The sequence below is a fragment of the Trinickia violacea genome (assembly GCF_005280735.1).
Classification (GTDB): domain Bacteria; phylum Pseudomonadota; class Gammaproteobacteria; order Burkholderiales; family Burkholderiaceae; genus Trinickia_A; species Trinickia_A violacea.
Genome location: NZ_CP040079.1, coordinates 18009 through 30848, shown reverse-complemented (window position 1 = coordinate 30848; position 12840 = coordinate 18009). Strand labels below are relative to the sequence as shown.

Genomic DNA, 12840 nt, shown 5'->3' with positions numbered 1-12840 from the left:
GCCTACAACTACAAGCCCAGTGCCACGCGTTCAACAAGAACGCCGCCGTGTCGCATCATCGAGGTGTGCCTTTTGCAAACTGTGCGCTACTTCAGCGGGCTAGCAGGCGTGTTGGCAGTTGAAATATCCCCAGTCGTGTACTTCAGTCCTTCAATCTCTTTCATCGCTGCATCTGAGCCTTCCAGTGATGGAATGATGCGGCCCACCAGTAAGCCGAAGGACACAGAAGTACGTACATATTTTGTTTCGCCGGCATCTAATGCAAATGACACCGTCTTTTCGGTTTCCGTCTCGGTTGACACCGAGTACTGCCCCGCCGGTTCATCGACGTAGAAGAACCCGCCTGGCTTTGATTGCCCGACGCTCACGCCATTTAGCTTGATCTGCGGCTGGATCGCCGCCCCCATTAGCGAACTCGAACGGAAGAAGTAGATGCGCCCGTGATCAGGGGTCAAGGTCGGAATCGAGGCCGCCATTTCCTTGTATTGCGGACCGGACGCGCAACCTGCTGCCAGAAACGTAACCGCACCGGCGAGCAAAAGCGTACGAAATTTACCAATCATTCAAGGTCTCCTAGCGAGATAACAACAGGTTTATCGAGTGGGGAAAAATGCGATTCACCGGGCAGGTAGAAACCAACTAGCTCCTCCCCAGCAACCACAAGCCAAGCCTCATGAACTTGGCGGCCTTCGATCGTGAACACGGTGCCGACCGGCCTAAGTACCTGGCCCTGCGGTAACGTGCCGGCCGACCGCCATCGGGACTGAGCGGCGATGCGCCGCTCGTATCCTGAGGCTAGGTGCACAATCGCGTCCTGCTTGACCACGAGGACAGCGACGAGGTGCTGATTGTCCGCTGCCATCAACTTCGCCTGCTGGACTGGAACCTCGGGTGCACATGCAGATAGCGCAAAATCCATAACGGCTATAATTAGCAATCCTTTATTTATTACATTCATCATTCACCTCGCTGATCACAAACCATGACTGCGGAAAATACACGCTACTGAGCAGCTTCCTGGACAATAATCGGCGCAAGCCTATCCTGCCGTAGCAGGGGAATTTTCAAAGTTGAAAAAGGTCTGGATCACTCAGGGTCTCGCGGCTTTTCCCGATTCAACGCTCGCAGCTCTTTAATCAACTGGTAGGTGATCCCGCCAAATACAAAGAGAAACAAAGGCAACAATATTAGAAGCGGCTTTAAGCCAGCACCGTGAGAAAGTGAGATAGCAGCCGCGAACACCACCATCCCTATGCCCACCGCGTAGGCAGTAATAGCCCGTTTGATGAGTTTTTTCACTGCGCTGTCCGAAGCGTCTTAAAGAGCGACGCGTCGATAGTCTCTTCGCGCGTGGGTGCGTCACTCTAGCCGCTTCAGCCACAGCCAACTGTCAACTTCTGTCAGCGGTTGCATTGGGTACGGCTGTCCGGTATTGGGCTTCGGAGATGGCGGACGATATTGCCGCAAGCCGTCCGCACTAATCAACGTGCTCTCGTCTGTCCGCGATACACGATAACCAGGCCCAACCCAGTCTTGCCCAAGCGCATTAGCCTCAGTCGCCGTAGCCTCGCCCAGTGCAAAATTGCCCTTACCAGTCGCCGCATCACGCAAAATGCCGATCTGATCTCCGGCCGTCAGGCCTGCACTGTTTGTGGCAACAAATCGCGCTCAAACCAACTTGTCAGCAAAAGTTGAACGCAATGTCCTTGATCACTCTCGCATCGGCATCAGTGACTCTTCCAGAAAGATAGGGAGTCAACTCTGCCAAGACACCCTTCGCTGGGACTTCGTCCCGCGCGACAAGAGCTAGCAACCGGCCCCTCACGGCGGGGTCCGCTACGTAGGTGTCGATAAGATGTGTCAAATGCAAGCGCAGTTCGTCGATCGTCATTTTGAAGGCAGCACCGTAACGTTCTTTAGCTGAACCTTAGTGCCGGGAATTGCAGGCACTAGCTGAGCCTGTCCGCCTGTCCCATACTGCGGATAGGCATTCGTATAAGGCTCAAGTCTTGGACCGGCACCGCCATTAGCGAGCGGCACCTTGGCATTTACGAATCCGTCAGGCCCAAAGAGCTGCAGGGTATCGAACTGCCCTTTGAGACTCGCATCGCTCCACGAAGCAGCGTTGCCCGGTTCGTAGAAAATCTGAAAGCCGTTCCGAGCCGCAGCCCCTGTAGAGTAGTCGGTGAACCCGAAATAACTGAGCGGCGCCGACATAGAACTTTGTGTCTGCGCTGCGTATTGGCTATCCATGTATCGATAACCAGTCGCAGGAAGCACAGTACCTTGTGAGTTCACGTAGAAGTCTACCCCGCCTCTTGCTGTCGAAGAGGTGTTTGTGGCAACACCTTGGACTTGGGTGCTGTAGGCGTTCGCCAGATCCACGTCGCCGGCAGTAGCGATCGAACTCGACGCTGAGGCTCTCGCCTCCCCAGCGGCCGCTCCACTTGTAGCAGTTCCCGCAGCCGAGCTACCTGCCAACGCTCCCACGCCAAGCGCCCCCGTGAACGACACCAGACTCCCGAAATCCGGGTCGTCATACGGCAGCATCGCCCCTTGCAGGAACGGCGCATAGTCCGCATAGCCAGGCAGCGCGCCGTTCAGCAAGTTCGGCACCGACTGAACCAGTCCCAGCGCCGTATTCCATGCCGCACGCCCCGTATCAGCCAGCGCACTCGCCAGCGTGCCGCAGTTATGGCCCGTTGCACACGTGTTGTTCAGCGTCTCGTTTTCTGCGGCCAGCGCTGCCGCACTCGCACTCTGCCCGAACAATGCCGCCGCACCACCGCCCAGCAACATCGTCGCAGCCGTGATCGCTGCCAGTTGACTCGGATCGGTAATGCCTTGCCCGCCAGTTACGGCCGTCGCAATCTCGTTAGCCGTCGCTGCCGACACCGCCCCGCCAATGGCCCCACTGGCGCATCCCGTACCTTCCGCCGCGCCAGCCGCACATCCCAATGCCGCATGCGCCAGGTCATAGCCGATCGAATCCTGCGCAATGATCGAGTTCGGGTCCTGCGCTGCGGTGCCGATGTCATACGCGCCCGCAGCCGAGGCATCCGTGACCGCACTATCTTCCAGCGCCGTCAGGAAGCTGCCGCCCTCGATGGCTGTCTGAACGCCCGCCTGGATCGTCGCCTCGCCCGCAATCGCCAGCGCCTGCGTCGGCAGTTGCGCGATCGTCGAGGACGCGGTGGGCACCGCGCCGCTCACCGTCGAGGGCTGAACACCCGCAAGCGCCGCCAGACTGTTCGGCGAGGCCGTCGTCGTGAACCCGAATCCTGAGTCGGAGCTGTACGTGATGCCGTTGGTGAGACCGGCCGTCAGCGCCGACACCCCCATGGACTCGACGATCCCCGTCAAACTGAAGTTCCCGCTGATCGCATCCGTGGCCAGTGAACTGACCAGCGCCGAGAATGCCGCATTGGCCACCGACGCTTCCAGTGTGCCGGCCACCGCGCCGACCAGTGCCGCGCCGGCACCTGCGGTCACGATCGACGCCACCACGGCCGCCACCATCGCAAAGATCTGCATCGGGCCAAAGCTGCTCGCATCCAAGTCCACCGTATTCAACTGATTGCTGACGGTGGACTGCGTGAAGCTCGTGCCGAGCTGGCTTTTCAAGTTGGAGAGAAGCTGAGCGGTGGCGGCCGTGTTTTCGCTGCCATCGGCGTTGGTCACCTGCAATGCGCCGCCGATCTGATTCAGCGCCTGCACATTCATGTCGTAGTTGGCGGCGCTCATGAAACCGCCTTGCTGCACTTCGGTGCCCGTGGTCTGGTAAAGGTCCCCGTTGACGGTCTGATAGATGCTGCCGACGTTAGTCGAGCGTTGCTCGTTGGTCAGCGACCCCGTATCGATGCTCAGGGTCTGCGAAGCAGAAATGGAACCGGTGTTGAGAATGCTGTCGTTGTAATTGAGCGAGACATTCGCGCCGCTGATGGTGCCGTCAGCGTTCACCTGCGCAAAGTTCTGCGGCAACAACACTTCAGGCATCAGCGCCCGCACCGTCGGGCAGCTCGCATTACCCGTCGCCGAGCACCCCGGCTCGGGCACCGTCTCCTCGGTGTACCAGAGCATGGGGGCGTTCACGAGCGCAAGCTGCTGCTGGCTCAGTTGCGTGCCCAACGCAATGTTGTTCTGTTCGGCGTATTGAAGCGCCGCGCCGTAGAGCGCCTGCGTATCCTGGTTATTGATGGACGCCTGGCTCGTGCTATCCGTCGCGGACGTCGTGCTGTAGAAGCTCGACTGACCCGTCTCCTCAAGCGCGGCCTGCTCAACCTGCTGCGCCTGCGTGTACGGGTCGTAATAAAACTGCGTGGTATTGGGCTGCAAGCTCGCCGGCAGTGCGCTCAGCAGCGCCGTCGGCGACAGGTCGCCCGTGATGGCTGACGCGGGACTATTGACCAGATACGTGACGTTCTGCGTCTGGCCCGCAATGGTCTGAACCGTCGTTGCGGACGGACTGCTCGCCGTGCCCGCATTCACGGCCCCGGCTTCAGAAATCGTCGGGGCAACCGGACGTCCGACGGTCGTCGTACCCAGCGGCACGCCCGTGGGCGGGCCGGTTGAGCCCGACACGGTCGTCGGCTGCCCGTTGATGTTCGTCAGCTGGCCCGCGCTATTGACGGTCGTCGCCGCACTGGCGGGCACGGCCGGCGGCCCCAACGAAATCACCTGCCCCGACATCGCGGGTGGCGGCGTATAGACGTTCGGGTTCGTGAGGCCGTTGACGAGCTGCGCGCCCGTAAGGCTCACGTTCTGCCCCACCAGATTGCTCGTATTGGTCAGCGTCGGCGAATTGATGAACAGCGCGTTGCCCGCCTGAATCGTCGCCGGCACGAAATCCGGCAAGCCCACGGCATCCGGCAAGCCCGCCGGGTCTTGGGTGCCGCCACTATACGCGCTGCCGTAGAGCGTGCCGCACAGCGCGGCGGCGCCCGCACAGCCCCAGTTGCCACCGGTGACTCCTCCACCGGCGAAATACGCGTACAGGTACTGGTTATTGCTCGACGCGCTGCTCGTGGCCGTAATCGACACGGTGTTCAGGGCCGTCACCAGGCTGCCAGTGTTGTTGAATGTGCTGGCCGTCAGATTGACGTTATGGTTCGCCGTAATGGTTGCGGGGCTCGCTGACTGCACGTCGACATACGCTTCACAATTCCCGCCGCACGCCGTGAAAGGCGAAGCGCTGCCGTAGTTCTGATGAATCTGCACCGGCGCGGCAATCGTATTCGTGAGCGTCGACGCATTGATGTCGGCGTCGTTGCCCGCCTCGATGGACCCTGAGGTGTTCGTCACGCTCGACGCTTGCGTAAGCGCCGTCGGGGTCGTCGACGCGTCGCTCGCACTCGTGCCTGCGCCCCCGATCACGACATTGCGCCGCGCGACCAAATTGCCGTAGGTGTTGTTGACCGCGCCAGCAGCAATCACGACGTCATTGCCGGCCGTCACCGTGGCATTGGTCTGCTGGTAGCTGTAGCTCTGCGAATTCGGATTAGTCGTCGCGCCGCTCACGCAACCGGAGTAGCCCGAGGCACACCCCACCACCGTCGTCATCGTGCAGGTATTCGTGCCCTGGTTCGTGAAGCTCGATGCGGTGATGGCGACGTCATTGCCCGCAACAAGCGAACCGGCATTCGTCAGATTGCCGCCCGACAGGCTCAGGTTATGGCCGGCCACGATTTGCCCACTCGGCCCCTGAATCGTGACCGAGGAGCTCACCGAGGGCAGCGTGGACGCATTCGTGAATGTGAACGACGTCGGCGCCTTTTGCTGGCAATTGCCGGCGGCCGCACAACCCTGCGCATCAAGACCGATCGTGCCACCGGTATCGCTGCCGTAGACGCTCACGCCTCCCTGATTCTGCAACTGCGAGAGCGTCGTCATGAATGCCGCGTACGAACTTTGGCTCACTGCATCGGTGACGGTTGATTGATACGACTGACCACCGTTCGAGAGCGACTGCACATTCAAGGTGGCGTCGTTGCCCGCGCTGACCGTACCGCCTTGGTTATTCAGCGTATTGGCCGTCAGGCTCAAATTGTTGCCCGCCGCGATGATGCTCGCCGCGCCACTCGCGGTCACGGTGGTACTCGTCTCCGTGACGCTCGGCAGCGCCACCGTCATGGTCGGATAGCCACTGGTCGACATGCCAGGCTCGAGCACTACCCATTCGTTAGCCGTGGTCGTGTTGCCGTTGGCATCCGTGCCGGTTTGCATCGGCACCTGAATGAAGGTCAGGGTGTTGCCGGTGACGCCCGATTGCGCGTCGGACGTCGTATCAAAGAGGCTCGTGAGCGTCGCGTTCTGGGTCGAGGACACTTGGATGATTGTGGCACTGCCCTGCCCGCCCCCCTGCGCCCCTCTGTTTATTCCCAAGCTTGACGTCGTGTCCGTGCCCAGTGCCGTCTCGAGCAGCAGCGTCGGGTTGCTGACTGTCGTTGTCGTGGTGCTCGTCGTGGCACTCGCCGAGGCCGAATTCACGACGTTGTTCGCGGTGATGGCGAGGTTGTTGGTCGCCGCGAGCGTGCCGGCCGCGTTCGTCAGGTCGCCACTCAGGTTGATGTTCAGATTGCCGCTGCCCGCTGCGGTGCTGCTGTTGCCCGCCTTGGTCGTGCCGTTCGAGTTGTCGTAGCTCGACCCACTGATGTTCAGCGAATTGACGGCTTCGGCGGTACCGGCATTCGCGCCCGAGCCGTTCAGCGTGAAGGCGTCGTTGGCCTGCACCGTCGCCCCGGCCGCGTTCGCCAGCGAACCGTTGACGGTCAAATCGTTCGCCGTCACCGACCCCGAGTTGGTCAGCGCACCGTTCAGGGTCAGGCTGCCCGCGCCCTGCGTGATGGTCCCCGCGTTGCTGATGCCTTGGCTTGCCGTAACCGTCACCGCCGTGCCCGGCAGCGTCCACGTCCCCGAGTTATTGATAGCCTGGGTCGAGAAGTTGAACGCGTTGCCCCCGTTCACCGTGCCAAACGCGCTGCTCGATGGGTCGATGGCCTGGTTCGGTAGGTTCAGCGTGACGCTGTTCTGACCTAGAATCTGCCCATTCGAGTTCGTAAAGCTGCCGTTGCCGCCCGTCACTGTCACGCTCGTGTTGCCGGTGGGCGAGTTCGGGTTGTTCACGTCGCCCGCGTAAGTCAAGCCGTTCGTATCGTTCAGCGTGCCGGTCGTGAGACTGAGCGTGTTCGTCGCCAGCAGCCCGCCGGAATTCGCGGTGCCGCCCGACACGTTGATCGTGTTCGTCGGACCGTAAATCGTCCCCGAGTTGTTCAGGTTCGCCGCGTTGACGACAAACGTCGTGAGCGACGAGAGCGCCCCCTGGTTCGTCACGGTGCCGCCCGACACAGTCAGATTGCCGGCCGCCATCTGCGTGCCGACATTGGTCACCGTGCCGCCTGCCAGGATCGCACTGCCCTGGTAGGCGGCCGTGCCGCCCGTCGTCAGGCTCGTCGTGCCGGTGGCGCTATACGTGCCGCCCACATAGGCATTGGCCGTGGTGACGTTCGCACCTGACAGCGTGGCGTTGCCCGTGACGCTGAGCGCCGGCGCGTTGGCGCTGAACGGCGCGTTCAGTTGCCCCGCCGACGTGTCGAGATTGTTCGTCGCGGTCGCCATCAGACTGCCGCCGACGGCGAGACCCTGCGTCGTAATGTTCGTGCCCGTCAGGGTCGCATTCTGCGAGACGGTCGTCTGGCCGTTCAGCGTCAGACTTTGGCCCGCATTGAGATTCGCGGAACCAGCAGCCGAGACCGGGCCGCTGGCCGTGAAATTGCCACCCTGGGCGTTGACGGCAAGGTTCCCCAAGCTCTGCACGCTGCCCTGGGCGTTCACGTCCGTGCCCGCCGTCACGCTCAGGTCTCCGCCCGACAGCGTGTTGCCGAAGGTCGCGCTGCCGTTCGTCGCGGTGAGCGTTTCAGTGCCCACCGCCGTCGTCGCCCCGACGGACAGGTTGTTTCCGGCTGTCGCCGCAAGAGTGTTGCCGGTTTGAATCGCGCCCGTGAGACCAATATCGCCGCCGGCGGACAGATTGGTGTTGTTCGCCACGCTCAGCGCGCGGCTGCCGGTGAGGTTGCTGCCGGCCGAGACGGTCGCGTTGCCCGTGCCGTCGGCTTCCAGCCCGCCGTTGAGCGCCACGTTCCCGCCTGCCGCGACGGTCGTGTCCCCGCCGCTGTGCACCAGACCTGAGAGAGTGGCACCCTGCCCCGCCGTCACCGTAATCGTGCCCGGGCTCGAAACCGCACCCGCAACCGAGACCGACCCAGCCGAGGAACCGATCGTCGCGTTACCCTGGCTCGACACCGTGCCGCCCAGGCTCACACCCTGCTGCCCACTTGCCGATATCGTGCCGTTGGTCGTGAGATTGCCGGCCGTGGTCAGCGTGCCAGCTTGGGCCGCGAGCGTCATATTGCCCACAGCAGAAGCGGGGCCGTTCACGCTTGCGCTCTGGCCGGCATTCAGCGTCGCGTTGCCCGCCGCCCATATCGGAGCGCTCGCCGTCAAGCTGCCGTTCTGCGCGTTCAGCGCGAGGTTGCCCAGGCTCTGTACGCTGCCCAGGGTGTTCACATCCGTGCCGGCCGTCACGCTCAGGTCGCCGCCCGACGCGGCATTGCCCGTGAGGGTGGCGCTGCCGTTCGTTGCGGTGAGTGTCTCGGTGCCCGTCGCCGTCGTCGCTGCCACCAACAGGTTCTGCGCGGCCGTTGCGCTCAAGTTGCTACCAGCCTGGATAGCGCCCGTGAGGCCAATACTGCTGCCTGCCGACAAAGTCGCGTTGCTCGCGGCGCTCACCGCACCGCTGCCGGTGATATTGCCGCCGGCGGACACGGCCGCATTCCCGGCACCGCTCGTTTGCAGCCCACCGTTTAACGCGACGTTCCGCGCAGCCGTTATGGTGGTGTCCTGTCCGCTTTGCACCGAGCCCGAGAGCGTCGCATCCTGCCCCGCGCTCACCGTAATCGCGCCCGGGCTCGAGAGCGTGCCGGCAATAGCTACGCTGCCAGCCGTTGAACGGATTGTGGCGTTACCCTGGCTCGACACAGTACCGCCCAGGTTTGCCCCCTGTTGCCCGCTCACGGACAACGCGCCGTTGGTCACGACATTACCGGTCGTCGTTAGCATGCCGTTCTGCGCGGTCAGGGTCGCATCGCCCACGGCGGAAACCGAGCCATTGACGGTCACGTTCTGCCCTGCCGTGAGAGCCACGGTGCTGCCGCCCTGCACGGCCCCATTCACCGTCAGGTTCTGCCCCGCACTCGCCGCAATCGTCCCGGGTGCGGAAATCGCCGAGTTCAGCGTCAAATTGCCGTTGGTTGCCGCGAGCGCCAGACTCTGGGCGGACAGTGACCCGACCGACATCGACTGGCCCGCTGTCAGGTTCGCGCTGCCATTAGCCGATACCGATGCCGCGTTCAAGTCACCGCCCGCGTTCATAGCAACGTTCTGCCCCGCTGAGACAGAGCCCGTCGCGTTGATGTCGCCGTTGGCGGCGACCGTGTAGTTCTGGTTCGCGAGTCCGGTACCGGAGATATTCGTCGTGCCCGAGCTCGTCAGATTGACGTTCTGGTTAGCGAAGGTATTGCCGACCGTGATGTCGCCGTTGGAGGTGACGTTGACATTGCCCGCCGTGGCGGCCAGCGGCCCTTGCGTGTTCACCCCCATGCCAGCGGACGTGGACACGATAAAAATCTGTCCGCTTGTGACCGAACCATATTGGCTCGCGTCTATCGCCACACCCGCATTGCCAATCGCCGCTGCGGTGTTGGTCGTGCCGTTCGATGCCGCGGCGTAGGTGGTGCCAGCGGCACTGGTGGAGGTGGGCGTGACGAACTGGTTGCCCGCGATGAGGTTCACGCTTTGGTTGGCCTGAATCGGCGCGTTCACGTTGAGCGTTTGGCCTATTACATCGATGTTGCCCACGGTCCCGGCAATACCGGCACCGGGACCATTCACGCCGGCCGGACCGTTGATGGTGATGTTGCCCGAGCTGACCGAATACGCGAGCGCCCCCGCGTTCGCGAAGCTGGTTACCGTGCCCCCAATGCCGGTGAGAAACTGCACCGCCCCGGTGGTCAGCACCAGATTCGGAATATTCGTCAGCGCGAGGCCATTGACCGATAAACCGTTCGGCGAGCTGATGATGACGTTGGCCGGGGTTCCGAAGACCTCTAAGGGCCCGAGCAAGGTCGATGCCGGTCCGGTTGACGTCACTTGATTGACAATCGTCGTCGCCGCGCGGCCAGCGAGATTCGGATTGGCGCCGAGCGTGCCACCCAAGAGTGGCGTCCCGGATACCAGGCTGTTGTTCAGCACCAGGCCAGAACTGTCGATATTGAACGATTGATAGCTATTGACGCTAATCCCATTCGCATTCGGGGTGGCGATATTGACTGCTGCCACGCCCGCGCTGGTCCGGGTCATCGTCGGCTGGAACTGAATCGGCGCGTGCGGGTCGACAATCGGTGCAGCATGCGCCACTTCATCGGCCAGAAACACCGCAGGCGCCAGATACATCACCCCCGCCATCAACCACGCGGTCGCCCGCACCCACAGCGGCTTGCAAACCTGAGGCTGACATGCAGCACATGAAAAAAGCACGGCCCCGCGCGCCGCTCTTCGTTGTCCTAACCTAACAAATTGTTTCCGCGCCTCTGAATGCATAGCAAACCGATTTGTTCGTGTTGTTGGGTCTGCAAGCCTGCACGGCTACCCCCGGTCGGGATTTTAATCAGCAACCAGCTGCACAAAAGTGAAGTAATGTGACTTTGACAAAAAGTAACAATATCTTATGACTCAGCGCGAAGAGCGGTTCACCTTGCCGTCATTGCCGCCGCCGGCAAAGCAGAAGCGCGGGCAGCATCCGGTGGACACCAGCGTATCCAGGACTGGGGAAATAGCGTCAGGCCCAACTACTCAGTATGCCTAAGAACCTGTTTTCTAAGGACACCCCGTAGTGATCGATCGAAGGTGCTTTCGCCTGCTATCACGGCGAGACCCTGACAAACGCCGATAGACGGCTTTTGCTGCTCGCTGCCCGCATCGGCCCTCTTCTCACTGCGATGGCAGTCCTGTGACCACTCGTGGCTGCGCCGAAGGGGCTATAAGTTGTATGTTTGGCGTCGGGGTCTGCGTCGATGGATGGTTGTCTGCGCAGATCTGCAAACGCGATCTTAGCCATTGTGGCCGTCGGGTAACGTCGAGGTGCCGAACGGAGTCATGGTTGGCAAAGAACTCGTGCATCGCCTGATTGGCCACGTGAACCCGCGCCCGCATTTCGTCCCGCAGCCCAAGCAGCTCGTCGCGCGTTTTAACTGTGTATCGGCAGAGCTGAGCATCGCGTTTGTGTCGAACTCAAAAATCGCCTCCTTCCACATGTCGGTGATTTCATCGTGGGTCAGGCGGAATGCCCCTACCCGCGCTGCGCACGAGCGCCCGTAGATCGGCTAAATGCACCGAGACGGTCGGTGTCACAGAGCGCGGCACGGTAGGCTGAGCGGGAGATATAACGGCGTGGTGACGGCTGGCCTGTGCGAACGCCTCGATATCCGCCGCGGTGGCGGGCCGCAGCTGGCCACTGCGCACAGCCCGCAGGAAACGAAGCGCCCAGTTCCCGGCTTCGCGACGCGGGACGCCCTCGCTCTGCAGCCGAACGGTAGCGCCCTGCCCGTCTGCATCGACGTCGATGCGTCGCTCAGCCGTAGGATCGATGTACGTGCTGCCGGCGGCCTGGTGAGCAAGGCGCGCCGCGGCCTCTTGTTCGTCCTCGGCGTCGCGGCGTGCAGCATCCTCAGCCTGCCGGGCACGCAGCTGGTAACTGAAGTCGACGGTAGAACGTAGCAGGGCGCGCAGGTAGCAGATCGGGCGGTTCGCTTGCTTCAGGTGCGTCCAGGTCGCCTCGACCACGTCGGAGAGACGCTTGCCATGTTCGCGGGCGTCGCGCATCAGACCAAAAATCAGAAATTTCGAAAAACCCAGGGTGCGCAGGCGCTCGAGGTCCGCAGGCACCTGCCCCGGTTGTCTCTTTTGATAAGAAGCTGGGGAAAGATCTCTTATATTTGCACCGAGTGCCACGGTGGCACCCGGTGTGGCAAAACTTCGCGGGGCCGGCTCGCTTCCTTGATCGGCAACGTTGTTGGGATCTTCTTCAGCGACGGAAGCGGATGCCTCGCGAGGTGTGATGAAGCCGAGCAGCGTTGCGGCGTGTTCGGTGAGATGCAGGTACGTGCGACCGAATTGCCCCTCGTAACCTTCTGAGGCGATCCGCAGCTGGCCGGCGCGATGAATCAGGCCAGCTGCTTCTAGATCGGTCAGGGCGCGATAGAGAGTCCTTCGTGACAGCAAGGACCGGTCATTGAGGAGTTCGCGGCGTGCGTAGATCGCCGCATAGGGCCGGGTGGCATCAACGGTGCGGGCGAGGGCGGCGAACAGCGCACGGGCCCGCGCGGGTAACCCATCAATTTGCGAGGCCCGGAACACAGCCCGAAAGACGATCCAGGGCAGGTTGGTGGCGTCGGTCTCGAATGCGCGGAGTGCGGCAGCATCTCTGTCCTCTCCAGCCGGAGAAATGACGGAGGCGTTGCCGGACTCATCTGATCGCAGACGAATTTCACCCTCGCCAGCAACTGAACGTTGCGCGATAGACATATCCAGCGTCCATTTCAAAAAAATGGTCGGTCAACGCTTGACTGTCGATCGCGTTCCGCTACACTCCGAGTTGACTTTGCTCTTCCGGTTCCAGCCGGTGAGTGTAGCGGGCGAGGTTCCAGCCAAGCCCAAATTTGCAAAAGCCTTCGGTTCCAGCCGAAGGCTTTTGTCTTTCTGCAATCCGATTAGCTCATCGCTTCCTCA

At 61.9% G+C, this 12840-nt stretch carries 5 protein-coding genes; all 5 read right to left on the bottom strand.

The window, feature by feature from the left end:
- Positions 1–86: 86 nt before the first annotated feature.
- Complete coding sequence (locus FAZ95_RS38780) at positions 87–563, bottom strand: DUF2846 domain-containing protein (RefSeq protein ID WP_137337843.1); 477 nt, start codon at positions 561–563, stop codon at positions 87–89.
- A complete protein-coding gene (locus FAZ95_RS38775; RefSeq protein ID WP_254700423.1) occupies positions 560–862 on the bottom strand; it encodes a hypothetical protein in 303 nt (100 codons plus the stop codon). The genes FAZ95_RS38780 and FAZ95_RS38775 overlap by 4 nt, the downstream gene beginning before the upstream one ends.
- Before the next feature lie 224 nt (positions 863–1086).
- Positions 1087–1299: a hypothetical protein gene (locus tag FAZ95_RS38770; RefSeq protein ID WP_137337842.1), complete on the bottom strand. Its 213-nt coding sequence runs from the start codon at positions 1297–1299 to the stop codon at positions 1087–1089.
- 588 nt (positions 1300–1887) lie between these two features.
- Entirely contained in the window at positions 1888–10518 is an 8631-nt protein-coding gene (locus tag FAZ95_RS38765) for a beta strand repeat-containing protein (protein WP_254700422.1), read from the bottom strand.
- 858 nt (positions 10519–11376) lie between these two features.
- A complete protein-coding gene (locus FAZ95_RS38760; RefSeq protein ID WP_137337840.1) occupies positions 11377–12636 on the bottom strand; it encodes a hypothetical protein in 1260 nt (419 codons plus the stop codon).
- Positions 12637–12840: the final 204 nt, after the last annotated feature.